The organism is Lacibacter sp., from assembly GCF_057361365.1.
Genome location: NZ_JBMQSG010000022.1, coordinates 151,370 through 177,586, shown reverse-complemented (window position 1 = coordinate 177,586; position 26,217 = coordinate 151,370). Strand labels below are relative to the sequence as shown.

Annotated in this window: 27 protein-coding genes; 17 read left to right on the top strand and 10 right to left on the bottom strand. The window is 39.5% G+C overall.

Going from position 1 to position 26,217, the window contains the following annotated elements:
• Nucleotides 1-54 precede the first annotated feature (54 nt).
• Nucleotides 55-558 (top strand): hypothetical protein, encoded by a 504-nt coding sequence (locus tag ACO1QW_RS19045; RefSeq protein WP_486260970.1) that lies wholly within the window; start codon nt 55-57, stop codon nt 556-558.
• A 79-nt stretch (nt 559-637) separates the two neighbouring features.
• Here the strand turns inward: ACO1QW_RS19045 and ACO1QW_RS19040 are convergent, their stop codons facing one another.
• Genes ACO1QW_RS19040 through ACO1QW_RS19025 form a run of 4 tightly spaced genes read right to left on the bottom strand, consistent with a single transcriptional unit; the run spans nt 638 to nt 3,895 of the window.
• On the bottom strand, nt 638-1,858 hold the full coding sequence (locus tag ACO1QW_RS19040) for an ATP-binding cassette domain-containing protein (protein ID WP_486260969.1): 1,221 nt from the start codon (nt 1,856-1,858) through the stop codon (nt 638-640).
• A 37-nt stretch (nt 1,859-1,895) separates the two neighbouring features.
• On the bottom strand, nt 1,896-2,762 hold the full coding sequence (locus ACO1QW_RS19035; protein WP_486260968.1) for a TraB/GumN family protein: 867 nt from the start codon (nt 2,760-2,762) through the stop codon (nt 1,896-1,898).
• Between the two features lie 10 nt (nt 2,763-2,772).
• Entirely contained in the window at nt 2,773-3,396 is a 624-nt protein-coding gene (locus ACO1QW_RS19030; RefSeq protein WP_486260967.1) for a hypothetical protein, read from the bottom strand.
• Entirely contained in the window at nt 3,386-3,895 is a 510-nt protein-coding gene (locus ACO1QW_RS19025) for an RNA polymerase sigma factor (protein ID WP_486260966.1), read from the bottom strand. The genes ACO1QW_RS19030 and ACO1QW_RS19025 overlap by 11 nt, the downstream gene beginning before the upstream one ends.
• A gap of 72 nt (nt 3,896-3,967) precedes the next feature.
• Here ACO1QW_RS19025 and ACO1QW_RS19020 point away from each other — a divergent pair, with 72 nt between their 5' ends.
• From ACO1QW_RS19020 to cysK, 3 genes are all read left to right on the top strand, one after another.
• On the top strand, nt 3,968-4,324 hold the full coding sequence (locus ACO1QW_RS19020; RefSeq protein ID WP_486260965.1) for an arsenate reductase family protein: 357 nt from the start codon (nt 3,968-3,970) through the stop codon (nt 4,322-4,324).
• Between the two features lie 337 nt (nt 4,325-4,661).
• Nucleotides 4,662-5,474, top strand: coding sequence for a serine O-acetyltransferase (locus ACO1QW_RS19015; RefSeq protein ID WP_486260964.1), 813 nt, complete (start codon nt 4,662-4,664; stop codon nt 5,472-5,474).
• A 15-nt stretch (nt 5,475-5,489) separates the two neighbouring features.
• On the top strand, nt 5,490-6,401 hold the full coding sequence (cysK, locus tag ACO1QW_RS19010) for a cysteine synthase A (protein WP_486260963.1): 912 nt from the start codon (nt 5,490-5,492) through the stop codon (nt 6,399-6,401).
• An 80-nt stretch (nt 6,402-6,481) separates the two neighbouring features.
• Here cysK and ACO1QW_RS19005 read toward each other — a convergent pair whose 3' ends face one another.
• Together ACO1QW_RS19005 and ACO1QW_RS19000 are read right to left on the bottom strand one after the other, a co-directional pair.
• Nucleotides 6,482-8,953, bottom strand: a complete 2,472-nt coding sequence (locus ACO1QW_RS19005) for an ATP-dependent helicase (RefSeq protein ID WP_486260962.1) — start codon at nt 8,951-8,953, stop codon at nt 6,482-6,484.
• A gap of 109 nt (nt 8,954-9,062) precedes the next feature.
• A complete protein-coding gene (locus tag ACO1QW_RS19000) occupies nt 9,063-9,332 on the bottom strand; it encodes a hypothetical protein (protein ID WP_486260961.1) in 270 nt (89 codons plus the stop codon).
• A 255-nt stretch (nt 9,333-9,587) separates the two neighbouring features.
• Here ACO1QW_RS19000 and typA point away from each other — a divergent pair, with 255 nt between their 5' ends.
• Nucleotides 9,588-11,399 carry a translational GTPase TypA gene (gene typA / locus ACO1QW_RS18995; protein WP_486260960.1) on the top strand — a complete coding sequence of 604 codons (1,812 nt, stop codon included), beginning with the start codon at nt 9,588-9,590 and terminating at the stop codon, nt 11,397-11,399.
• Nucleotides 11,400-11,459: 60 nt separating this feature from the next.
• Here typA and murA read toward each other — a convergent pair whose 3' ends face one another.
• The 4 genes from murA to ACO1QW_RS18975 all read right to left on the bottom strand — a co-directional run bounded on the left by murA (nt 11,460) and on the right by ACO1QW_RS18975 (nt 15,852).
• Nucleotides 11,460-12,770, bottom strand: a complete 1,311-nt coding sequence (gene murA / locus ACO1QW_RS18990) for a UDP-N-acetylglucosamine 1-carboxyvinyltransferase (protein ID WP_486260959.1) — start codon at nt 12,768-12,770, stop codon at nt 11,460-11,462.
• A gap of 123 nt (nt 12,771-12,893) precedes the next feature.
• Complete coding sequence (locus ACO1QW_RS18985; protein WP_486260958.1) at nt 12,894-13,604, bottom strand: DUF4290 domain-containing protein; 711 nt, start codon at nt 13,602-13,604, stop codon at nt 12,894-12,896.
• Nucleotides 13,605-13,703: 99 nt separating this feature from the next.
• Entirely contained in the window at nt 13,704-15,329 is a 1,626-nt protein-coding gene (locus ACO1QW_RS18980; protein ID WP_486260957.1) for a T9SS type A sorting domain-containing protein, read from the bottom strand.
• A 58-nt stretch (nt 15,330-15,387) separates the two neighbouring features.
• Nucleotides 15,388-15,852: a hypothetical protein gene (locus ACO1QW_RS18975; protein ID WP_486260956.1), complete on the bottom strand. Its 465-nt coding sequence runs from the start codon at nt 15,850-15,852 to the stop codon at nt 15,388-15,390.
• A gap of 544 nt (nt 15,853-16,396) precedes the next feature.
• On the opposite strand from ACO1QW_RS18975, the gene ACO1QW_RS18970 reads away from it, so the two are divergent.
• From ACO1QW_RS18970 to rpsB, 12 genes are all read left to right on the top strand, one after another.
• Nucleotides 16,397-17,557 carry a glycosyltransferase family 4 protein gene (locus tag ACO1QW_RS18970; protein ID WP_486260955.1) on the top strand — a complete coding sequence of 387 codons (1,161 nt, stop codon included), beginning with the start codon at nt 16,397-16,399 and terminating at the stop codon, nt 17,555-17,557.
• A 26-nt stretch (nt 17,558-17,583) separates the two neighbouring features.
• Nucleotides 17,584-17,928 carry a gliding motility protein GldC gene (gene gldC / locus ACO1QW_RS18965; protein WP_486260954.1) on the top strand — a complete coding sequence of 115 codons (345 nt, stop codon included), beginning with the start codon at nt 17,584-17,586 and terminating at the stop codon, nt 17,926-17,928.
• Nucleotides 17,929-17,933: 5 nt separating this feature from the next.
• A complete protein-coding gene (locus tag ACO1QW_RS18960; RefSeq protein ID WP_486260953.1) occupies nt 17,934-18,383 on the top strand; it encodes a GatB/YqeY domain-containing protein in 450 nt (149 codons plus the stop codon).
• A gap of 1 nt (nt 18,384) precedes the next feature.
• Nucleotides 18,385-18,927 carry a CvpA family protein gene (locus ACO1QW_RS18955; protein ID WP_486260952.1) on the top strand — a complete coding sequence of 181 codons (543 nt, stop codon included), beginning with the start codon at nt 18,385-18,387 and terminating at the stop codon, nt 18,925-18,927.
• A gap of 79 nt (nt 18,928-19,006) precedes the next feature.
• Nucleotides 19,007-19,780 carry an alpha/beta fold hydrolase gene (locus ACO1QW_RS18950; RefSeq protein ID WP_486260951.1) on the top strand — a complete coding sequence of 258 codons (774 nt, stop codon included), beginning with the start codon at nt 19,007-19,009 and terminating at the stop codon, nt 19,778-19,780.
• 18 nt (nt 19,781-19,798) lie between these two features.
• Nucleotides 19,799-20,458, top strand: a complete 660-nt coding sequence (locus tag ACO1QW_RS18945; RefSeq protein WP_486260950.1) for a CBS domain-containing protein — start codon at nt 19,799-19,801, stop codon at nt 20,456-20,458.
• A 70-nt stretch (nt 20,459-20,528) separates the two neighbouring features.
• Nucleotides 20,529-22,022, top strand: a complete 1,494-nt coding sequence (locus ACO1QW_RS18940) for a POTRA domain-containing protein (protein ID WP_486260949.1) — start codon at nt 20,529-20,531, stop codon at nt 22,020-22,022.
• A 181-nt stretch (nt 22,023-22,203) separates the two neighbouring features.
• Nucleotides 22,204-23,082, top strand: coding sequence for an NAD kinase (locus ACO1QW_RS18935; protein WP_486260948.1), 879 nt, complete (start codon nt 22,204-22,206; stop codon nt 23,080-23,082).
• Nucleotides 23,083-23,183: 101 nt separating this feature from the next.
• Nucleotides 23,184-24,026, top strand: a complete 843-nt coding sequence (porG, locus tag ACO1QW_RS18930) for a type IX secretion system protein PorG (protein ID WP_486260947.1) — start codon at nt 23,184-23,186, stop codon at nt 24,024-24,026.
• A gap of 265 nt (nt 24,027-24,291) precedes the next feature.
• Nucleotides 24,292-24,735 (top strand): 50S ribosomal protein L13, encoded by a 444-nt coding sequence (gene rplM / locus ACO1QW_RS18925; protein ID WP_486260946.1) that lies wholly within the window; start codon nt 24,292-24,294, stop codon nt 24,733-24,735.
• Nucleotides 24,736-24,765: 30 nt separating this feature from the next.
• Complete coding sequence (gene rpsI, locus ACO1QW_RS18920) at nt 24,766-25,155, top strand: 30S ribosomal protein S9 (RefSeq protein ID WP_486260945.1); 390 nt, start codon at nt 24,766-24,768, stop codon at nt 25,153-25,155.
• 69 nt (nt 25,156-25,224) lie between these two features.
• Nucleotides 25,225-26,121 carry a 30S ribosomal protein S2 gene (rpsB, locus tag ACO1QW_RS18915; protein ID WP_486260944.1) on the top strand — a complete coding sequence of 299 codons (897 nt, stop codon included), beginning with the start codon at nt 25,225-25,227 and terminating at the stop codon, nt 26,119-26,121.
• Nucleotides 26,122-26,217: the final 96 nt, after the last annotated feature.

Sequence of the window (26,217 nt, the reverse complement as noted above, 5' to 3'; positions counted from 1 at the left end):
CATGAAAATGAATAACTCTACTTTCGTTATCAGTTCACGTTAAAAACAACAGGAATGAAAAAGTTTATCCAGTTTCTTGGCGTTGCAGCATTTAGTTTTATGCTAATGGGATGTCCTTATGAAACAGAAGTGCCCATTAGTGAACCGAGCGTAAAATTTCCTGCTGAACTGCTTGGTAAGTGGGAACCAAAGGGTTCGGCAGATGATGTGATGACAATCAAACGAAAAACAGATTTTATCGTAAGCGTCAGTAAAACAAAAAAGAACCCGGGAGCTGACGATAAGCCGGAAGAATTTGAAGCCTTTTTGTCTGAAGTAGGAGCTCTTACCTTTCTAAATATTTCGGAGGTTGGCGAACAAAGTTCAGACGGGGCTTATTATTTATATAAAATGGTAGTGGCTGCAAACGGTTCAAGTATTACACTTAGTGCTGTTACCGAAAACATAGATGAACAATTCAACAGCTCTGCAGAGTTAAAAGCATTCATTCAAAAAAACATGCAGCATTCCTTCTTTTATGAAAAAGAAGAAGAAGTTTATCAAAAGATTGGTAAGTAAAGCGCCTCCCTTTTAATCCCCACCAATGGTGGGCAAAAGCGATGAATATGTGCGACTAAAATTCAGGGATCAATACTATTTACAGAACTTGACCAATCGATCCGTTCTCAGTTTTTAGTAGTTCAAATACTTTTTGCGCCTGCAGATTTTTTTCTATTTGATGTGAAACATACAATACAGCCGTATTTGTTTCGGCGGCCAATTTGTTAATGAGCTGAATAATTTTTTCAGTATTCGTATCATCTAATCCCATCAGCGGTTCATCAAGGATAAGTAAAGGCGGATGTTTTACCATTGCTCTTGCAACAAGCGCCAAACGCTGTTCACCTTGTGTAAGCTTTGGAAAAGGAAGATGCGCTTTATGTTGCAATTGTAATAATTGCAACCACTCATATGCAGACCGGATTTGCATATCAGTGGGAATTGTGTAAAGACCAATGGAATCAACAAAACCTGAGACGATCATTTGCAATAAACTGTGTCTTGTAGTAAAAAGATCAGTCATTGCAGGAGTGAGATAACCGATCTTGTCTTTAATATCCCAAACACTTTCGCCACTTCCCTTTTTTCTACCGAAAATGTATAACTGCTGACCATAACCTTTTACGTTGTCTCCAGTGATCATGGTAAGCAAAGTTGTTTTGCCTGAACCGTTGGGTCCTTTCAATTGCCAGAATTCACCAGCGCTAATGGTCCAGTTGATTTGTTGCAACACTTGCCGGCCATCATAACTAACATGCACATCAGTAAAACGTACTAACTCATTTGTTGGAAGTTTATAATGATGTAATGCTGAAGGGACAGGTAATACATCAGTATTAGTGTCTTCACCAATATCTTGTTGAAGAGGTATAAACTCACCTGCCGTTGTAATCGTTAATTTGTTTTGAATGAAGGATAACAGATCACGCCGGCGATGAGTAAACTGAATGAGTGTTGTATCAGCTGAAGCCAGCTGCAGATCTTGTTTGAACCATGCTTGGGCTGCTATGTCTAAATTATCAAAGACATTATCAAGGATCAGCACGCCTGGTTTTAAAGATAGAAGGTGTTGCAACAATACTTTCTTTTGTTCACCACTAGACATGGAACGCAGAGTTTGTTGTCGGGTTGACTCTATACCACTATATCCATGTATTTCTTCTTCTAATAAAAACTGCTGAATGGTATAAGCAGAGAAAAGAACAGCATCGTAATTGTTGAATGAAGCAAATAAACCATTCGCCTTTTTGTCGAGCAATTGCTGAATGAATGCCTGCTTATTAAAAGTGTTAGAAAGAAAAATAGCATAGTGATGCATGGCACGAAGATAAGAAGCGCATGTGTTGCGAAAAAAATTACAACTTTACAGGCTTCACAGTATATCCTTGTTTACGCAGCAAAGAAATTACACCAATATCGCCACCCAAATGTGCTGCGCCAACTGCAAAAAAGCAAGCTGCCTGCTGCATATTGTTTTTCATAACAGGAATCCACTTACTGTTTCGCTTAACCAGCAATTCATCTTCAGCATGCATTAATTCGGGTGCCTGGTTGGTGACACGGTACATTGAATCCACGTCCTGAGTTTTATAAACAGCAACAAGTTTATTGAACTCATCTTTACTCTTCTCGAAATTCAACACCATATTTTTCAGGTTGCTAACCTCTGTGCTATCAGGAATAGAATCAAATACTGCCACCTGGTCTTCGATAGTTTCCAGTCCTTTAATATCTTTTTTCTGTTTGGCAGCCATCGCAATAAAGGTTTGCTCGTATGATTCTTTTGCAGAACAACTCAACGATTTTTCGGTAAGCATGCTCATGAGCATAAACGGTTTAAAGGTGTTGAACATCATAGCCGAACTACCTGTGATCGCTTTATACTTTTGATCAAACTCTTTGAATGCACTATCGCCAAATAATTGTTTTATGGTTTGTCCCTTTGGTAATTGTAGCAGTTGCATCATCTTTAAAATCATCATGGGATCATCCATATCCATTTCAAGAAAAACTTTGTCTGCGTTTGTAAACTTTTCGCTTACAGTTGCAGGGAAAAAGAAATCCTCCTTGCAAATAATATGTATGGTGCCAAATAAATAAGAAGGTTGTTTTAAATCCTTACCGGTAATTTCCCATAGTAAACTGCTCTTAATATTTGTTTGACTATAGCTCAACGAAACACAAAAGAAAGTCGCAAGAAGGAAGCCGAGGTTTTTTTTCATAGTTGTAAATTTAATCTTCTTCCTCATTCATTTCGTTTACGATCTGTTTTAGTTTATCTGCATGTTGCCCATACAACTTACGTATATACCACTTGTTGAGAAAATACATAGGTATTGTAGCAAGGAAAGAAAAAGTAATAAGCAAAAGAAAAAATGGCCAGAAAGAAAGATGAGCTGAATTGGTTTGCATTTTAGGATCGAAGAGGAAAATGATAATACCTGCTGTGATCATTACAAAAGGAAACATTAGCGTGCCGGTAACAAGGTAAAGCCTGATGTATTTTTCCAATGTTTTTACCTGGTGCAGAAGATTGGATTTTACTTCACCGGTAACACATTCCATTTGCTGCAATAATTTCCGCTTACTAAAGTAATAGATCATAAAAAGAACTGCAGTAAACAACATGAGCCATGCAACACTCAGCATTGCTCCTTTAAATTGCATGAAATAATAAATAATACTAACGGAGTACAACACAACAATAAAGATCATTTCAATGAAGAGGTTGCGTTTCATTTTTGCAATAGGGCTCTTTGACCTTTTTTGCATAATGCTCTGCAACTCCTGTTTTGAAGTTGAAGGTTTGCTTTCTCCCAAATCGCTCCACATTTCTTTTAACTGATCAAGCTCCATACGCTTCGGCTTTTGTGAGTGTACGTAATTTATCTTTGATACGATTCATTTTTACCCGCAGTGTTCCATTACTGATGCCAAGGATATCTTCCATTTCTTCATAACTCTTGTCTTCGAGGTAAAGCATCACAATCGCTTTTTCCACTTCCGACAATCGGGTGATGGCTGCATACATTTGCATGAGGTTGTCTTCTTTAATCCGTTCTTCGTTTGTATCTGCTTCGTCCTTGGGAATAAACTCCGGGAAACTGAGTATTACTTTACGTGATTGTTTTCGCAGGTTGCTGATGGCTGTGTTTAAAGCGATCCTGTACATCCATGTACTGATCTTGGAATCGCCACGAAAGCTGCCAAACGCTTTCCATAGTTGAATAACAATTTCCTGGTACAGGTCATCCCTGTCCGCATCGTTGCGGCCATAGAGATGGCATACTTTCCGAATGATGCCCTGGTGCTCTTGCACCAGTTGTAGAAAATTCTGTTCAGCGTTGGTGGTCATTCAACCAATTGGTTTGCGTAAATGTATATGTAGCAGGATTTTCATTTAAGTTACATGCAAATTTGAATTTTTATGAAGAAGAAAATGTATCACCTTGCTCATTGCACTACCTGCCAGGCAATTATTAAAGAGACAGGTGCCGATAAAGCCGGTCTTACTTTTCAAAACATACGTGAAGAAAAGATTACCGCAAAACAGTTGGAAGAAATGAAAAAACTGGCTTGTAGCTATGAGGCCTTATTCAGCCGGCGGGCGCTTAAATACAAAGAGCTTGGCCTGAAGGATAAACAACTCACGGAAGAAGATTATAAAAATTATATCCTTGAGGAAGATACATTTCTGAAACGCCCGGTAACAATTCTGAATGATAAGATTTTTATCGGCAACGATAAAAAAACGGTAGAAGCCTTGAAAAAAGCCCTGCAATAAAAACTGTTTGAGTTAGTTGTTTGAATAGATTATGGATGATTTTTGGAGCGAAACAAGGCGAATTTTGCAGCCAGTCTAAACGCCTAAGACGAAAAATTCAACGCAGTTGCAGCCCAAAAATCGCTATAAGGTATATCGAACTATTAACTCAAACAGTTTTTAAGTAATTTGTTTGTTCCTTGTCATTTCTGAAGGAGAGCAAGGTTTCGGAAATGCTAAAAATCAACCGAGTTAGTAGACTAAACAAAAGAAGCTTTACTTTCGCATGATTGCCTTTTGAGAATGTGAGTGATCGTTCGTTTGCTTGCCAGAGAACAAGACGTTTAAATTTTTTATCATGAGTGCTTTTCCCGGCTACCTGCTTAGCAGCAATTTCCCTTCGAGGAATACGGTGGCTTCGTTTACGGAAGATTTAATCAACTGCATTTTCCCAATGGTGGGAGATGAAGAAGCGTACATAGAACAACAATGCAGTGCCAACATAGCGCTCAGAACACAACTGGTTGAAATACTCACTCCGCTTTCAAAACGTTACGAATTAGATGTAACCGGAATTACAAACGCATATCTTGATAAGCTCTCTAACATTAAAGCCGAACTGATAAAGGATGCTGAACTTATACTTGAGTTTGATCCTGCGGCCTATTCGGTTGAAGAAGTAATTTTATCTTACCCCGGCTTTTATGCTATTAAAATCTACCGACTTACTCATCCGTTATACAAACTTAATGTTCCGATTCTTCCACGTATGATGAGTGAACTGGCGCACAGCAAAACAGGTATAGATATTAATGCCGGTGCAGAGATCGGCTGCCCTTTCTTTATTGATCATGGAACCGGTGTTGTTATTGGCGAAACGTCCGTGATTGGAAAGAATGTAAAAATTTACCAGGGTGTAACATTGGGCGCATTGGCAGTGCGTAAAGAAGATGCGCAAACAAAACGTCATCCTACTATTGAAGACAATGTAGTGCTGTATGCAAACAGCACCATACTTGGTGGCAAAACAGTTATTGGGCACGACAGTATTGTTGGAGGCAATACATGGGTTACAGAAAGTGTAATACCGCACAGTGTTGTGTACACAAAGAACCAGATAGTAGTGGCCGATAAAAAAGATTTTACTGAACCTCTCAATTTCATCATATAAAAAATATAAGCGACAATGAAAGCAAACAACATTTTAGAAACGATAGGTAATACACCACACGTACGTATTAATCGTTTGTATTCTCCCGATGTGGAAGTATGGAGCAAACTTGAACGTGCAAATCCCGGAGGAAGCATTAAAGACCGTATTGCATTAAGCATGATTGAAGATGCTGAGGCAAAAGGTATTTTGAAAGAAGGTAGTGTGATCATTGAACCAACAAGTGGAAACACCGGCATTGGCTTAGCGATTGTTGCTGCTGTTAAAGGATATAAAATCATCCTGGTTATGCCGGAGAGTATGAGTATCGAACGCAGAAAACTCATGAGTGTGTATGGTGCTGAATTTGAATTAACGCCTCGTGAAAAAGGCATGAAAGGTGCCATTGCAAGAGCAACTGAATTAATTGAATCAACGCCCAACAGCTGGATGCCGCAGCAGTTCGACAATCCTGCAAACATTGATGTGCATGCAAGAACAACTGCACAGGAAATTATCAAAGATTTTCCTGAAGGGTTAGATTTTTTAATTACCGGCGTTGGTACCGGCGGACATATTACGGGTGTTGGTCGTGAATTGAAAAAGAAATTTCCAAACCTGAAAGTGTTTGCAGTTGAACCTGAACTTTCTCCAGTGATCAGTGGTGGTGAACCTTCACCACATCCTATCCAGGGAATTGGTGCGGGCTTTATTCCAAACAATCTTGATACAAGTGTTTTGGATGGTGTGATACAAGTGAGCAAAGACGAGGCTTTTACTTACACACAACGTGCAGCAAAAGAAGAAGCCATTTTCCAGGGAATTTCAAGTGGTGCAACAATGGCGGCTCTTGCTAAAAAATTGCCTGAAATTCCAAAAGGAAGTCGTGTGTTGATTTTTAACTACGATACAGGTGAACGCTATTTCAGCGTTGATGGATTGTTTTAATTGGTCGGCCTCAATAGTAAATGTAAAGCCTCCGCATGCGGAGGCTTTCTTATTAATATGCTTTAAAGTATTTTAAGCTCTTAGCTCACTATCCGCAGTTTGGCATAGTTGAGCATGATCTTCTTCTCACCATTCAGTTCAAACTTCACTGTAGCAATTGGATTATGTGCACTGCCTTCCATTTTCACTACTTCACCAAAGCCAAATTTCTGATGTTCGACCCGTTGACCTTCCTGCAAATTGCTGGTGTCGCTCGCAACAAAATCATTGGTAGGTTTATGTTCGATTGTTTGAGGTCGTGCCGGCGTTGTTGCATAACTTGGTTTTGATGCCGCTGTTTTTGGTGGAGCACCATAACGTTTCTCAGCATTTGCCAAATCATTATAATCGTTGTTTTTATTTCCAAAGCCACCTTTCAACCGATCGAATGCAGAGCCACCTCCAAAAGATGAGCCTTGATTTCTTAAGCCACCTCCTGCAAAACTTTTGTCAACAAACAGCTCTGGTAATTCATCTAAGAAACGACTGGGTTCATTTTGTACAATTTGACCAAACTTATAACGTGTGTTGGCGTAAGAGATCCACAATTTTTTCTTTGCTCTTGTGATCACCACATAAAACAACCGACGTTCTTCTTCCAGTTCTTCTCTTGTGTTGATGGATAGTGCACTTGGAAAAAGTTGTTCTTCTAAACCTGCAGCAAATACACATTCGAATTCCAAACCTTTCGCAGCATGAATCGTCATCAATTTTACATTATCCGCATCAGGATCTTTATCATCTGCATCAGTTAACAACGTGATCTGTTGCAAATAGGCGCCCAGCTTAACAGCGCCAACTTTTTTTTGTTCCTCTGTTTGCGCAGGTGCAGAATCGAATGATAATTCCTGTTGTGGCTTTTCCACTTCAGCAAATGGATCAGCTTCTTCAATCACAACACCATCGTCATCTATTTGCTGACGGTTAGCTGTGTCATCAACCCATTCTTTTATTGAGTTGAGCAACTCCTGCGTGTTTTCGTAACGCTGTAAACCTTCTGTACTCTTATCGTTAAATAATTCTTTTACAATATTGGTTTGCTTACCCACATGCACGGCTACATCGTAAGCATTATTTTTTTGCAGCATACTGGCAAAGCTGCGGATCATAATCACAAAATTGTCGATGGCTTCCAGTGTGCCTGCTCTAAAGCCAAACTGCTGTGCACGTGTAAGCACTTCCCACATACTGATGTTTTGTTCGTTGGCATACAGTACACATTTATCAACCGTTGTTTTACCAATCCCACGTGCAGGATAATTGATCACACGCTTTAATGCTTCTTCATCTTTCGGATTAACAATCAAGCGCAGGTAAGCAATAAAATCTTTGATTTCTTTACGTTGATAGAAGCTGATACCGCCATAAATAATATAAGGAATATTCATGCGGCGAAGACTTTCTTCAAATGCACGACTTTGCGCATTGGTGCGGTAAAGAATAGCGAAGTCTTTATTACGATAATGATTGCGAAGCTTCTGTTCCTGTATGGTATCGGCTACAAACTTGCCTTCATCGTTATCCGTCATGGTTCTTACCAAACGAATCTTTTCTCCATCACCATTATCAGTAAACAACGTTTTCTCGATCTGTCCTTTATTGTTGGCAATAACTTCATTTGCAACGTTCAGAATGTTTTTTGTGCTTCTGTAGTTCTGTTCAAGCTTTACCACTTTTACATTGTCGTAATCTTTCTGAAACTGTAAAATGTTTTCTATGGTTGCTCCACGAAAACTATAAATGCTTTGTGCATCATCGCCTACCACGCAAACATTTTCATGCATGGCACCGAGTAATTTTATGATCTCGTATTGGGCAGGGTTGGTATCCTGGTACTCATCGATCATGATAAACTTAAACCGGCGCTGATATTTGCTTAAACTTTCAGGAACAGTTTTCAATAGTTCGTAAAATTTGATCAACAGGTCATCAAAGTCCATTGCACCGTTCTTGAAACAACGTTTTGCATAGCTATCATAAATCTGTGCAATAGCCGGACGGTTTGCACGCATATCTTCCTGTTGAATATGCCAGTCGTTTTTATATTCGTCTGCATTTACTAATGCATTCTTTGCCGAAGATATGCGGTTGTAAACAGTTGATGGTTTATAGTGCTTATCATCGAGATTCATTTCATTGATCACTGTTTTGATCACACTCTTAGCATCATCTGTATCGTAGATAGTAAAGTTTGAAGGATAACCAATCTTTGTGGCTTCACTTCTTAATATTCTTGCAAACACACTATGAAAAGTACCGATGTATAAATTTCTTGCTTCGTGGTTGCCAAGAATATGCTCCACACGTTCTTTCATTTCCTTGGCTGCTTTGTTGGTAAAGGTGAGCGCCAGGATATTGAATGCATCCACACCTAAAGCCATTAAGTGAGCAATACGTGTCGTCAACACTTTTGTTTTACCACTACCAGCTCCCGCCACAATCATCAAGGCCCCATCGATGGATGTTACTGCCTCTTTTTGTCGTTCGTTAAGTCCTTTTAAATAATCGATCATACGAAGAAATAAGCCTGCAATTTACATGAAGCAAATGGGAGATAGGGTGCTGTGGAGAAAGAAATTGCAGCTCCATTGGAGAATAACAAATCAAGAACAGAAGTTCAAATCAGGCTTCTGATTCTTCGTTCATAAATACATCAATCATCGGCTTGCCAGCTTGCATCAACAAAAGGTTGCAGGTATACAATAAATCCTGCGGCACACCTGCTGTGTAATAATTGCCGCTGTACCAATATTGCATTAATTGTATATCAGCGTTATTGTTGTTTCGTGTAAGAAGCAACCATTGCATGCGGGCTAAAGCTGAATCGGAAAGATGGTTAAACACTCCGTTACTAAGTAGGTTTCTTGTGAGAGCCAAAACTTGCTTTTGCATAAACTTCGATTTTAGGTGAATTACATTAATTCATGTAAAAAGAATGCCAAGCTTTATTTATCAAATTGTTACAGGGTGCAAATGTGCATAGGCTGTGCAAAAGCTGATGTAGCTTGCGTTTCAGATGAGTTGACTATCGGCCGAAACGTAATCAAACATTAACCGTTTTTTCCCTTGCCACCCCGCTTAAATGCCATACCTTTGCCGCCTTAAAATTGGCAGTAATCACCAATCTCCCTGCCTAACTCATTGAATATGAACATTCGTAACATAGCAATCATTGCACACGTTGACCATGGAAAGACCACCCTTGTGGATAAAATATTGCATGCAACCAAGGTATTTCGTGATAACCAGGATACCGGTGAGCTGATCATGGACAGCAACGATCTTGAAAGAGAGCGTGGTATCACTATTTTCTCCAAGAACGCCGCTGTAACCTACAACGATGTAAAAATTAACGTGATCGATACTCCGGGCCACGCCGATTTTGGCGGTGAAGTGGAGCGTGTATTAAAAATGGCTGATGGTGTAATTCTGTTAGTGGATGCATTCGAAGGTCCTATGCCGCAAACACGTTTCGTATTGCAAAAAGCACTTCAGTTGAACCTGAAACCGATAGTGGTGATCAACAAAGTTGATAAACCAAACTGTCGTCCTGATGAAGTACATGATTCAGTATTCGATCTTTTCTTCAATCTCGATGCTACAGAAGAACAACTTGATTTCCCTACTTATTATGGTAGTGGTAAAAACGGTTGGTTCAACGATAGCTTAACGGAGATCGATAATATCAATCCATTGTTAGATGGCATTATTAAATATGTACCTGCACCGAAAGTTGCTGAAGGTCCATTGCAAATGCAAATCACCTCATTGGATTATTCTTCTTTCCTTGGTCGTATTGCCATAGGTAAAGTAAGTCGTGGTTCAATTAAAGAAAACCAACAGGTTGCTTTAATGCAAGCCGATGGTACAGTTCGTAAACTGAAAGTAAAAGAATTGTATGTGTTCGAAGGAATGGGCAAGAAGAAAGTATCAGAAGTAATTGCCGGTGATCTTTGTGCTGTGGTGGGTGTTGAGGATTTTAATATTGGTGATACTTTAGCTGATGCTGAAAACCCTGAAGCATTACCAGTTATCAGTGTTGATGAACCTACAATGAACATGTTGTTCAGTGTAAACAACTCACCTTTCTTTGGTAAGGATGGTAAGTTTGTTACAAGCCGTCACTTGCGTGACAGGTTAATGAAAGAAACAGAAAAAAATCTTGCACTTCGTGTTTCGGATAGCGAAGATGGTGATAGCCTAGTTGTATATGGTCGTGGTATTCTACATCTCGGTATTTTAATTGAGACCATGCGTCGTGAAGGGTATGAATTAACTGTGGGTCAACCACAAGTAATTGTGAAAGAGATCAACGGTAAAAAATCTGAACCATACGAAACATTGGTTGTGGATGTGCCACAAGAGTTTGCAAGTAAAGTGATCGATCTTGTTACACGTCGCAAGGGAGAAATGCTGGTAATGGAAACAAAAGGTGAAATGCAGCATTTGGAATTTGATATTCCTTCACGTGGTTTAATTGGTTTGCGTACACAAATGCTCACTGCAACAACCGGTGAAGCAGTAATGGCACACCGTTTCAGTGAATACAAACCATGGAAAGGTGCTATCCCTGGCCGTAACAATGGTGTGTTGCTTTCTAAATTCCAGGATAAAACAACCGGTTACTCAATTGATAAATTGCAGGATCGTGGTACTTTCTTTGTTGACCCAGGGGAGGATGTTTATGCAGGGCAGATCATTGCTGAACATATTAAACCAGGTGATCTTGTAGTAAATGCAACCGAAGGGAAGAAATTAACCAACCACCGTGCAAGTGGTAGTGATGATGCAACACGCATTGCTCCAAAAACATTACTTACGCTGGAAGAGTGTATGGAATACATTCAGTTTGATGAGTGTATTGAAGTAACACCAAATTATATTCGTATGCGTAAAGTGATTTTGGATGAAGAAGAAAGAAAGAAACAATCAAAAGCCATGAGTGCGCAGATGGCATAAGACATAAAATAAAATCCCCCGATAATACCGGGGGATTTTTTATTGCAGTGTTGTTTTCGTTTAACCTTCGATACGTTTTATATCTGCACCAAGTTTACGCAAGCGCTCATCAATGTATTGGTAACCTCGGTCGATCTGTTCAATATTTTGAATTACACTTTTTCCTTCGGCACTTAAAGCAGCAATAAGCAATGCTTGCCCTGCACGTATATCAGGGCTGCTCATAGTAATACCTCTTAGCTTTTGTTCACGTTCCAAACCAATCACTACTGCACGATGTGGATCACACAGGATAATTTGTGCACCCATATCAATAAGTTTATCGACAAAGAACAAACGACTTTCAAACATTTTCTGGTGTATCAATACACTTCCTTTTGCCTGGATTGCAGTCACAAGCACAATGCTCAACAAGTCGGGAGTAAAGCCAGGCCATGGATGATCATAAATAGTTAATACACCACCATCGAAGTAACGTTGTATCTCGTATAACTCTTGTTCAGGAATATGAATATCATCGCCCTCAATTTGTAAGTCGATACCCAGTTGTCGGAATTTTTCAGGAATAATGCCGAGTTGTGCAATACCTGCACCTTTAATAATAATATCGCTTTGCGTCATGGCAGCTAGGCCGATGAAAGAACCAACTTCAATCATATCAGGTAAAATGCGATGATCAGTTCCGCCTAAGTAATCAACGCCTTCAATTGTCAGCAAGTTGCTTCCAACGCCGCTGATTTTGGCACCCATACGATTAAGCATAGCACAGAGTTGTTGTATATACGGTTCGCAGGCTGCATTATAAATTGTTGTTGTGCCACTTGCCATACTTGCCGCCATCACAATGTTTGCAGTACCCGTTACCGATGGTTCATCCAGCAACATATTTACGCCCTGCAATTTTTTTGTTGTGAGATGAAAGAACCCATCTTCAGAGTGATAGTTAAATGCAGCACCTAATTTTTCGAATCCAACAACATGCGTATCCAATCTTCTTCTTCCAATTTTATCGCCGCCGGGTTTTGGAATAAATGCTTTTTGAAAACGGGCCAACATTGGTCCGGCAAGCATTACACTTCCCCGAAGTTTACCGCTTTTCTTTTTAAAAGTTTCGCTGTGCAGGTAGTCAATATCAACATCGTCGGCCTGGAAAACGCAGGTGTCACGTTGTGGCCGGTCAACCTTTACATTCATATCAACCAGTAATTCAATGAGAAGATTTACATCTACAATATCGGGGATGTTGTTTATCGTTACTTTTTCGGGGGTAAGCAAAACTGCACTGATGATCTGTAAAGCTTCATTTTTGGCACCTTGGGGAATAATTTCCCCTTTGAGTTTTTTACCACCTCTTACTTCAAAAGAATGCATGACCTGTAGTTAAATGTTTAAGTGTATTGCTGGTAAGGCTTGAATACTACAAAGTACAGGGAAATAAAAAAGGTTAACAAGAACATTTCTTATTAACCTTTAAATAGTTTAGTGAAACAACGATCAATATCTCTTTTTAAACTTTCCGCCTCCGCCATTGCCTCCACGATTGTCACGGCCCCCACCGCCACCTCTGTTATCTCTTCCTCCTCCACCACCGCTGCGTTGCTGGAAATGCTTTTTGAATTTTCCACCTCCGCCTCCGCCACGGTTTTCCCTGAAGTCATCGCTTGGGCGATATTGACGAACAAAAGGTCGGTTATTAAATTCCAATTCACCTTTGGTAATGGCACTCAACTCTGCCTGTATTGCATCGTCATGAATATTTTCTTTGTGCCAGTTGTTGTATGAAAGTTTCATATAATAAGCAACCGCATTAGCAAAACCTTGTTTCTTTTCAGGGTTCTCTTCTTTCAGTGCTTTGTCGATGATCACTTCAATATTCTTACCTAGGTGATTATAGCGGGGGTAACGTTTCGGATAAGGTAAACGCTCCGGCTTTGCTTTCAATGATTCTCTTGTGGGAATTGGATAGGGGCTGTCAACATCCAATTTAAAATCGGAAATGAGGAACAGATGATCCCATAATTTATGACGAAAATCTTCTACGTTCTTAAGGTGAGGATTTAAAAAGCCCATCAATTCAATTGCCACATGCGCTTGTTCCTGGCGCTTCTGCCTGTCTTCAATTGTGATGATATAATCAACCATTTTCTGGATATGTCTTCCGTACTCACGAATGGTTAAATGATTTCTTGTAGTGTTATATTCCATAAACTTGATAATAGCAAATGTAAGCAAAGGGTTGATAACAAAAGCTGCCCTTTTTAGGGGGCAGCTGGTTCCAGTGGTAAACTATGACTATCGAAAAACTTATTGTTTTACTATTTTTTCTGTTATGATTTCACCGCCATCGATGATCTGTAACAGATACATACCACTGTTGAGTGTTCCGGCTTGTAATTGATTAAAGCCCGTTGTTGTGCGGCCATTTGCCAATGCACGACCACTCATGTCAATAATACGCCAATTGTAAGAACCGTTGCTGTTAAGGCCAATTTCATTCTTGCTGATAATATTTGTAACTACGTCAACTTTTGATTTGCCCCCAACTTCACGCAGCGCAACTACATTAGAATAGTATTTCAATTGTGAAGATGTTGTCACCAATAAGCGATAGTAGATTGTTTTCTTTTCTGAAGGTTGGTAACCGAAACTTGTGCTGCTGCTATTTACATTTCGCATGCTGCTAAAGCTCATACCGTTTGTTGATGTTTCAATTGAAATTGATTCAATTGGTTCATCTGCAACAATGTTCCAGTTTAATTCATGGTTACTGTTGTTTGCTTTACCATTCAACTTCATGCTTTGTACAGGGAGCGTTGAGGGAAGAGCAGCACCAGCAACAGAATAGTCGCCCAACATACCATAATTCGATACGTTTGTGTTCGCAGCATTTGTTAAACGCAGGTAGTAAGTTCCTGCAGTTACAAAACTGTCAATTGAAACGTTAAGCGAAGATGGCGGATTGTAAGTATTAATGGTATTACCTCTTGAATCGAGTATAGCCATTTGCATATCTACATTTGGTTTGGTTGAACCACTTGCAGAGGGTGTTGCAGAAAGTTGCAAACGAGTATCTGAAGTAATATCGATGCGGAAGATGTCAACATCAGAAGATGTGTTTATCTCGCTACTTACGTTAAAACCAGTTGTTGGTTGGCTGTTCGCCGATAATGTTGTTGACATTGGCAATGCTGTTGCAGTGCGTGTTGTATTACCAACAAGATCTTCTTTATATCCAAAACCGTTTTCAGTTCCGGCAAGAATTGATAAATCGTCTTGTAGTTTTGTACAACCTTGTGTGCTTGTTCCTTTATGCCACAGCGTTAGTGTTTTACCATAGCTGTTGCCCATGATTGGCGCCCAGCTTGTTGCACTTCCATTAGCACCAGTGCCAGGATTATATTCGTAAACAAAATTGCAGCTTGCATCATACAAGGTTTGATGATTTAAACCTAAGGTATGACCGCTTTCATGTGAAGAAGCTTCGCCAATATTTTTTTCGTTATAACCTAAGAGATTTGCAAATACAAATCCGGGAATTTCCATTCCCCAACGAAATGTGTTTAAATAAGCTACACCACCTGCACTACCGTACCAGCTACTGTAAGCAGTAACAATAATGCGTTGGCGTTGATTGATAGGTGCATCAAAATAAACTGTTGAATCTGTTGTGATGTTCAGGTTAAACGGATTGAAATCTTCCGCAACCTGGTAAAAAGCAGTTGCTATTTGTGTTTCAGTCAAACCTGATGGTGTGCAATAGAAAGTTCTGCCACCGTTCCAGTAAGGGGTGCTTACTGTTTGTCCGTCGAAGTCGAGAAAAATAGTTGCGCTTGCAGTTGGATTGCTGCTCAGTTTAGGCACCTGAGCTGATGCTTTGAAAGCTGTTGTTGCAAATACAGCAACAAGGCTTAAGAGTAGAGTACGAGTCATAGTATTGGATTTTAAAAAGAAATAAATATACCTGCTGGAACAAGTAAATATTTTAGTGTTAGTCGGCTATCATATGTGAAACCTGCTTTCTGTTCCAGTTGTAAGAACCAGTAACAGCATCTTTCTCCATCATCAACATATCGCTATGTTTTTGGCTTAGCATAATACCACGATAAACGACACTACGGTCAGGTAAAGTGGTTCTTGAAATGGAGAGAATAAGACCAGAACGATCTTTTGATTCAACAGTAACGGTTGTAAGACCCGGGGCATCGCTTGTGATGGCAGTTACTTCGCCTTTGAAACGAAAACCATTTGTTATAACCAGATCAATTGTTTCATTCAAGCGTGCGTTCATTACATCGTTGATGAATGTTTGTGAAGGAGCAAAGCGTGAAGACACATTGCTGAACATCGATGGTTTGCCATCATGCTTTTCACGACCCGATTGAAATTGCTGTTCTTGAGAGAAAGAAAAAATAGATAGTGTACAAAATGCGAGTACAAAGACTAGCTTTTTCATAGAATACGTTTTTAGGATATTGGAATACTGGATTACGAAACAAATGTAGAAGGTAGAATTAAATCAGGCAATAGGTGTTAATCTGTATTTTAAAAATAGACCCCGCTGGAAAGCGGGGTCGTTTACCCAAAATCCACATTGTAAAACCATCAATGTATCCTGACTCTTCCCTGTTGCGAAAGAATTATTTGTAAACTATAAACTATTAACGTACATAAGTTTATAATATTATTTCGATTTGAAAGAACATATAATAAATAGCAATTACTGTTCCAAACTTTTGCCATGCACGGATTATTTTTTTTGATTCAAAAGTTATTTCAAATATTAAGTGAAACTGCTTAAAACCGTGACCGTAATTTCTGCATTTTCAACCTGTTTAGCTTTTATTTTTTGTGGCTTTTATGATTAGGATTGGCTGTAAAATTAAAATGCTGAACGATACAATGCAATCGTACTTCTTTTGAATAATTGCTTGGGAAATCAACGTTTTTAATTGCATAATTTCCTGATTTGTAGAACAATATTGTCCAATTTCAATCTCATGGTTTCACACCTACCTTTGCAACTCTCTATGGTGATTGCAATTAATACAAAAGCGTTGCTTCCGGGTAAAATGGAAGGTTATGGATATTACATTGAAGAAATATTCTCACGGTTGGCTGTCGATCGTCCTGAGCATCAATTTTATTTTCTGTTCGACCGGCCCTTTGATGAAAGAGTTGTCTATGCGCCTAATATTCATCCCGTTATCATTAAACCTCAGGCACGTTTTCCCCTGGCATGGAGTGTTTGGTATAACTGGACGGTGCCTGCTTTTCTCCGAAAAATAAAAGCGAATGTTTTTGTTAGTGCTGATGGATTTTGTTCGCTTCGCACAAAGGTGCCGCAATGTCTAGTGGTTCATGATCTTGCCTTTCTTCATCATCCTGAATTTATTTCGGATTCACATCTTCGCTATTATCAAAAAAATACGGGGAAGTTTTTACAAAAAGCCAAGGTAATTGCTACGGTTTCTGAATATTCGAAACTGGATATCGTAGCGAACTACAATATAGAGCCTTCAAAAATTCATGTCACACCTAATGCTCCAAATGCTGTTTTCAAGCCCTTAGATTATGATGAGAAAGATGCCGTAAAAAATAAGTACAGCGCTGGTTGTGAATATTTTATTTACACGGGTTCCATTCATCCACGCAAAAATCCTGTCAACTTATTGAAAGCTTTTTCAAAGTTTAAAAAGAGGCAACATAGCAATATGAAATTGATATTTGCAGGAAGACTGGCGTGGAAAACTGATGAGTTTACAAAGTTACTATCAACCTTTAAATTCCGGAATGATGTAATCCATACGGGTTATATGGAAAGGGAAGAGTTGGCCAGAGTGGTTGCCTCAGCGTACGCACTAGTGTACCCATCTTTTTTTGAAGGGTTCGGCGTTCCTCCACTGGAAGCGTTATGTTGTGGGGTGCCAGCTATTGTTTCGAAAAACAGTGCTATGCCAGAGGTGGGCGGAGATGCCTATCTGTATATCGATCCACAAAACACAGATGATATTGCTGAGAAGATGATGTTGATTTATAAAGATGAAACTCTTCGAAGCAGGCTTATTGAAAATGGAAAGAAACGACTTCAACTATTCAGCTGGGATGAATCTGCAAAAAAAATGTGGACCTGCATTGAGCTGGCTGCCTCTGTTGAATAACTTACCTTTGCCACACAAAATTGAGTATGCATAAAAGTAATATATCCATCGACGTTTATTTAGATGATCAGAAAGTGCCCGAACAAATTAAATGGAAGGCGAGCGACAGCAATGCAGATATGGAACAGGTTGCAAAGGCAATGATGGTTGCATTTTGGGATGGCGCTGACAAATCGGCCTTGCGTATTGATCTTTGGACGAAAGATATGATGGTAGATGAAATGGCGGATTTCTACTACCAATTGTTAATGACAATGGCCGATACCTTTAACCGGGCAACCAATCAGCCCGAGCTAAGTTCAGAAATGAAGGAATTTGCAAAAGACTTTATGCAGAAATTCAAAAAAGAACAGCTTAAACAAAATCAGTAATAACTATGAGCCTGGAACAAAACATTATGGCACAAATGAAAGATGCCATGAAAGCAAAAGACGAAGCAGGACTACGTGGACTTAGAGCTATTAAAGCAGCGATACTTTTAGCAAAAACATCGGGAAGCGGTAGTGAAATCACAGCTGATGATGAAATAAAATTGTTACAGAAACTTGTAAAGCAAAGAAAAGACTCACTCGATATTTTTCGTCAGCAAAACAGGGCAGATCTTGCACAAAAAGAAGAAGAAGAAATTGCCATCATTGAAAAGTTTCTGCCCAAACAAATGGACACAGAAGAATTGAAAACTATCATTGCCGCAATCATCACCCAAACAGGCGCTTCATCACCTGCTGAAATGGGGAAAGTAATGGGTGTTGCCAGTAAGCAATTAGCTGGCCAGGCCGATGGCAAAACAATCAGTGCTGTGGTAAAAGAACTCTTAAGCAAATAGAATGATCATTGATGTTATTGTAGTGATCGCTATGGCTCTTGCAATAATAAAAGGCTTGCGCAGCGGATTAATTGTTGCTGTATTTTCAATTCTTGCATTTATCATTGGTTTGGTAGCCGCACTTAAGCTAAGTACGGTGGTTGCAGCATGGTTGGCAGAGTCAACTAATATCAATACACAATGGTTGCCGTTTATAGCATTTGCAGGTGTTTTTTTCCTGGTTGTATTTGCTATAAGAGCGGTAGCCAAGCTCATTGAAAAAGCAGTTGATCTTGCATGGATGGGCTGGGCCAATAAATTGGGTGGCGTGTTAGGATATGCAGTGCTTTACCTGTTAATACTTAGTGTGCTGTTTTTTTATGCATCACAAATGAAATTGTTTACAGCAGAAACAATAGCAGCTTCAAGAACATATGCTTTTATTCAACCGTTAGGCCCAAAAGTGATGGATGCAATTGGCAATGTACTGCCTGTTTTCAGCAATATGTTTTCACAGTTAGAAGACTTCTTTGAAAAGCTTGGCACACATATGAAGCCGCAATAACGGCAATCTGCAACTGAATTACAATTTTTCACACAAATCAACTATTTTAGCAATTAACAACTGTTATTTGCTGCCAGGAATGAACTACGAAATTATACAGGAAGGAAAGTTTAAATATATTGAAGCAGGTGAAGGCGAACCCCTCATGCTGCTGCATGGATTATTTGGTGCATTGAGTAACTTTAAAGATTTGCTCGATTATTTCAGCAAGCGAAATAAAGTGGTTGTTCCTATGTTGCCTTTGTTTGAGCTTGATTTGCTGCACACAACAGTTGGTGGATTAGAAAAGTACGTTCAAAAATTTATTGAATTTAAAGGGTATGCTAACATTCACCTTCTCGGTAATTCTTTAGGCGGACATGTGGCATTGGTGCATGTATTGAAACATCCGGAGCGAATTAAATCGCTTATTCTTACAGGGAGCTCAGGCTTGTTTGAAAATGGGATGGGCGACACTTATCCAAAGCGTGGAGATTACGAATACATCCGTAAAAAAACGGAAGTAACATTTTACGATCCGGCGATGGCAACAAAAGAATTGGTTGACGAGGTATATGACATCGTGAATCAACGGCTGAAAGTAATTAAAGTAATTGCACTGGCGAAAAGTGCTATTCGTAATAACCTTGGTGATGAGTTGAAGGAAATCAAAACACCTACACTTTTGATCTGGGGAAATAATGACACTATTACGCCGCCATTTGTAGGCAAAGAATTCAACAAACTCATTCCAAATTCAGAATTGCATTTTATTGATAAATGTGGCCATGCTCCAATGATGGAACGGCCCGATGAGTTTAACGAAATATTAAACGGGTTCCTTACCAAGTTAAATACCCCGGTACCCGTCTAACGTAGAAAGAATATGAAAATGACAGCAGCCGAACTTATATCAAATCACATTCCCACACTTCAAACCACAGATACGGTTCGGCAGGCTTTGGATTGGATGAGGGAAAACAGAACAACTGAACTCCCAGTTGTCAATGATCAAAAGTATATAGGGCTTGTGTATGAAGACGAAATTGAAGATGAAAATGAAACCGCTGTAATTGAGTCATTTCTTCATAACGGCACCCCCATAAATATTAATCCAGCCGATTTTTTTCTTGTTCCATTAAAAATTATGCATCAGCAAAAGCTAAGTCTTTTGCCTGTTGTAAAAGAAGATGGCGAGTTGATGGGTGTTATAACAAGAGAAGATCTGTTACAGGCAGCATCACACTACAACGCAGCAGCGGTGCCGGGCGGCATTATCATTATTCAAATGCAGCCGAACAGTTTTTACATTTCTGAAATTGGCCGGATTGTTGAATCCAATAATGCAAAGATCATTCACCTCAACACGTGGACGGATATGTCGACCGGTGAGTTGATGGTTGCTATTAAAGTAAACAAGAACGACATACAGGATATACTTTCGTCGTTTGAACGTTATGAATACAATGTGATCCAGTATTTTGGTGAAAACCTTTCGGAAGAAGAGTTGCGCCTTAACTACGATCACCTCATGAACTATCTTAACATATAGTTTCGGCAGCTAACCCGTTTTTTCCACCCATAACATAGTACATTTAAAATCTGTCTTAACAGAAAACTATATGCTGCCAAAGTGGATTTATACTATTTGCCTGCTGGCTATTCTGCAGGTGGTTGCAGGGCAGCTTTGTGCACAGCCATCCGTTACAATTGATGCAGCAAAACAAAAGCTTCGAAAGATTATTCAAAGCTTGCCCGATTCAACGGAATTTGTTGTACGATCATTAGCAGTAACAGGCAACAAAAAAACCAAGGAATATATTATTCTTCGTGAAGTGCCTTTTCAGCAAGGATCCAAAATGTTGCCCCGTCAAATGGAAGAATTGTTTGACCAGGCAAGATTAAATGTTTCCAATACACAATTATTTCTTGAAGTAGTACCCCAAATAACTGCTTGGGATGAAAAGAATATCGATGTTCTTTTTGAAGTGAAAGAGCGTTGGTATCTATTTCCCTTTCCTTATTTTAAACTGGTTGATCGCAACGTTAACCAATGGCTCACTGAACAGAACAGAAGTCTTGAGCGTGTGAATTATGGATTAAAATTAAACTGGGATAACGTCTCGGGCCGTAGAGACAAACTCAACTTTAATTTTGTTAATGGTTACACCCGTGAGTATTCCATTTTTTATGAGCAACCATATGCTGATAAAAAATTGGAGAGAGGTTTTCTTGGTGCTGTGTTTTTCAAACAATCAAGACAAATGGCTTTTGCAACAGACAGCAACAAGCAGGCATTCTTTCCTGTAAGTAATTCCCAGATCAATGAATTTGTACGCACCACTTTCAAAATGGAAGCGGGATACACCATCAGGAAAGGAATAAATCATCGACATACTTTTCGTCTCAGTTATTCAAACGAATCAATACCGGATACCATAAGCAAACTAATTGCAGCAAATTCACTCAAGGGATATCTTCCCTATTTTACCGATAACAAATCAAGGCAGACCTTTGGGGAGTTTTCGTATTCATACCAATATTATAATGCCAACAACATCGTGTATCCCTGGAAGGGATTTCTTTTCAACGGAACGTTTATGCAAAGAGGTTTGGGCGTAAAGGGAATGAACGTATGGCAGTTCTCAGGAAAAGCAGGCAAGTTTTTCCAGTTAGCTAAAAAAACATCCGCATCAGCAGTGGGTTATTATTTAGTGAAGGTTCCTTTTAAGCAGCCGATGTATAATATTGGTGCTTTGGGTTATGGCGATTGGTTTTTAAGAGGTCTTGAATATTATGTAATAGATGGCGTGCAAGCCGGAATACTAAAGGGAACATTAAGACAGGAAGTATTGAACCTGAATGTGCCCACTTTCTTCTTTAAGAATGAAAAGTATAAGAAAATTCCGTTCAAAATTATTGCAAAAGTTTATGGCGATATTGGCGCCAGTCATTTGCCTGCATATACTAACAGCATATTAAACAATCGTTTTCTCTATACTTATGGCGCAGGGGTTGATGTGTTGAGTTACTACGATTTTATTGCTCGTATTGAATATTCATTTAACCAGTTGGGCGAAAAGGGATTATTTTTACACATACGCAGAGATTTTTAATCTTCGTTTACATCTTTAATACAAACAAATTCTCAAGCTGTTAAATGTTCTTATGAACAGTAATAGCAATTAATGTAAACACATGAAATGAGCTATATTAATTACCGGGTAATTTTAAACTAATGACGATGATAATTTTTATGGAACATAACATATGGCAAACAGCTATAAAAATGAACATATGAAAGTAGCTATCTACAGCCGGGTGTTTGAAGCTGATCAGCAAGAAGATATTCAACGTTTATTAAAAGAGTTAAAAGCCAATAATATCCGGGCACATATTTACCGTGGGTTTTATGAACAGATCAAGGATCAAATTCCTTTTGATGAAGAGCCACCTTTATTTCATTCATCTGAAGAATTAGATGATGCGTTTGAATGCATGATCAGCCTTGGAGGCGATGGTACATTACTCGACACTGTTACAATGGTGAGAGAATTGCCTATACCATTGCTCGGTATTAATTTCGGTCGTTTAGGTTTTTTAGCAAGCATTGGTCGTGAAGAATTAGAAACGGTGGTTGCATCATTAAAAAATCACACATATGTTGAAGATGAACGTACATTAATTCATCTTGATAGCAATATGCCACTCTTTGGCGACACGCCATATGCTCTGAATGAATTTGCTATTCACAAGCTCGACACATCATCCATGATCAAAATTCACGCTTATCTCAATGGTGAATTTTTAAATAGTTACTGGGCCGATGGATTGATAGTGGCCACACCCACGGGCTCAACAGGCTATTCTCTCAGCTGTAACGGTCCGGTAGTTTTTCCTGATTCGGGAAGTTTTGTAATTACACCTGTTTCGCCACACAACTTAAACGTGCGACCTATTGTAGTGCCGGATAACAATATTATTTCCTTTGAAATTGAAGGACGCACAGATAGCTTCCTTTGTACGCTCGATTCACGAAAAGAGATTGTTCAAAAAACCATACAACTGGCGGTGAAGCGTGAAGATTTTACAGTAAGTCTCATCAGGTTGAACGAAAACAATTTCCTGCAAACATTACGAAACAAACTTTCCTGGGGACTTGACCGACGTAACTAATGTGCAGATATGACCAGTTTATATAACAAAAGTTCACAGTTATAAAAACATCGTCGCAAGGCACATGAAAACCCTGATATTTGCGTTATTACTCAATGCTAATGAAACCATTACTTATTTCTCTCATTCTGCTGCCCCTATGTGTTGCCCCTTTTTTGGTACATGCTCAATATGACGGTTACAAACACGAAGGGGAATTTGGAGTTCAGCTGGGTGCTGCTCATTATTTCGGCGATCTTAATCCAGGCAAAAAACTTAACAGACCTAAACTTGCGGGTGGCGTTTTTTTCCGCAAACAAATAAATAATTACGTGGCTGTGCGCATAGGAGCAAATTTTGCTCAATTGGGCTACAGCGATGTTTATGAAAAGAAGAATGAATTTCAAATGCGCCGAAACCTCAGCTTTAATACCAATGTGTGGGAGTTGATGCTGCAGGGCGATTTTAATTTTTTCAAATTCAACCCAACTAATCCAGGCGAACGATTTACACCCTATATCACCTTTGGCGCCGGCGTTTTCAATTTCGATCCATATGCCTATCTCAACGATACAAAATATTTTCTCCGTCCATTGGGTACTGAAGGACAAGGATCTGCCGCATATCCCGATCGTAAACTTTATTCTACAACATCCTTTGCATTTCCCGTGGGCGTGGGTGTGAAGTTTGCGCTTACCGATAGAACCAATCTCAATTTCGAAATTGCCCATCGCTTTACCACAACCGATTTTATTGATGATGTGTCTGGTACCTACGCCGGTCTTTCAACGTTTCCCGTTGGTTCGGCTGCGTCGTTTTTACAGGATAGAAGTTATGAAACCGGAACACCCATTGGCGTGGCTGGCACACAAAGAGGCTTTAGTGGCCCGAGAGATCAGTACATTATGGCAACTGTTGGCATAACGTTCAGCATCACTTCTTATAAGTGTCCTACGGCTAATTAACCAGTAATAAACTTTTCAAAACCCTTGATGCCACTGTATAAGAAAGGATCAAGGTTTTTTTTTGCCCATTTTATAACGGTTTCACCCACGGATTAAAATTTTTGTGCAAAATTTTTACTGTAAATCAATTAATTGCAAAAGTGCTTGTAAAAATAGTTCTTACTTTCTTTGGCCAATTGGGCGAAGCAGGCCTACCTTTGCAACCCGTTCTAAAAAGCGGATTTTCTAAAAACTCCACGGGATGGCGTGGAAAAAATAAAATACAATGAGCAAACTACATTTCACTACGAAGCATGCGAACGAGGCTACTGTGCAACGTAACTGGTACGTTGTTGACGGCACCAATCAAACCGTTGGACGCATGAGTTCAAAGATCGCTGCAATCCTTCGTGGTAAGAACAAAGCCTATTACACTCCCCACGTTGACTGTGGCGATTATGTAATCGTAATTAATGCCGACAAAGTTCAGTTTACGGGAACAAAAGTTGAGTACAAAGAATACCACAACTTCAGTGGTTATCCAGGTGGTCAGAAAATTGAAATCGCAAAAGACCTTCTGCGTCGTCGTCCGGAAGTAGTTGTTGAGCGTGCTATTAAAGGTATGCTTCCAAAAAACCGCTTGGGCCGTCAGATGTATAAGAAGTTGTTTGTGTATGCTGGCGATAAACATTCACACATTGCACAACAACCTAAAGAACTGAAGTTCTAATCATTTTCAAATTTTTCAAACTCCTTATAAATGGAAAAGCAAAAAAACGCAGTTGGTCGCCGTAAAGAAGCCATTACCCGTGTGTTCATCAGCAAGGGTAACGGAACCATTACCGTGAACGACAAAAACTATAAAGAATATTTCAGCTTGGTTTATTTACAAAACCAGGTAGAAGCTCCTTTAAAAACAATCGAGTCATTAGATAAGTTTGATGTGAAGATCAACGCAAACGGCGGCGGTATTAAAGGTCAGGCCGAAGCAGTGAAGTTGGGTATTGCCCGTGCTTTGCTTGAAGTGAATCCTGAGTATCGTCCTGTGTTGAAAGCTGCAGGTTTACTGAAGCGTGATCCACGTGGTGTTGAACGTAAGAAATTTGGTAAGAAGAAAGCACGTAGAAGCTACCAGTTCTCTAAACGTTAATACAACACTCACCGGTCTTTGGCCGGTGGTTGTTTCCAAACAATTATTAAAAACGATTATACAAATACAATGGAAAATAACACTTCATTACAACAGCAATTACTCGAAGCGGGTGTACACTTTGGTCACCTGAAGAAGAAGTGGAATCCCAAGATGTTACCTTACATCTTTGCTGAAAAGAAAGGTATTCACATCATCGACCTCAACAAAACTGTTGAAGGTTTGCAGGAAACTGCAGCAGCTATGAAACAGCTGGCACGCAGCGGTAAAAAAATCATGTTTGTTGCTACCAAGAAACAAGCAAAAGAAATAGTTACTGAATGCGCACAAAAAGTAAACATGCCTTATGTAACGGACCGTTGGTTAGGTGGTATGCTTACAAACTTTAATACTGTTCGTAAGAGCGTGAAGAAAATGCAGAGCATTGAAAAAATGCTGAATGATGGTTCTTTCGACAGCATTACAAAGAAAGAGCGTTTGCAATTAAGTCGTGATAAAGAAAAAATGGAAAAAGTACTGGGCGGTATCGCTAACATGAGCCGTGTACCAGCTGCTTTGTTCTTAGTTGATATCGGTCACGAACATATTGGTTTGGCTGAAGCAAAACGTTTAGGCATCACTACATTTGGTTTGGTTGATACAAACTGCGATCCTAATAAAGTAGATTACTTTATTCCAGGTAACGATGATGCTACAAAATCAATTGCTATCATCACTCAATACCTTACTGCAGCAATTGCTGAAGGTTTAGCAGAGCGCCAGGTTGAAAAAGAAGAAGACGAAACAGAAGAAGTAGAAGACAAAGGTGCTAAGTTCGACGAAGGTGAAGAAGGTGGTCGTGGTGGCGATAGAGGCGGACGTGGTGGCCGTGGTCCCGGAAGAGGTCCTGGTGGTAACACCGGTGGTCCTGGTGGAGCTCCGAAGCGCCGTGTACCAAGCACACAGAAACGTACTTCTGCAAGATAATTTCTGCAGAAAGTAAGTCTTGAGAAATAACCATCTCATAAAATAAAAATGCTTTCTGCTTAAGTTGAGTTATGAACTTTTGCAGAAAGCATTTTA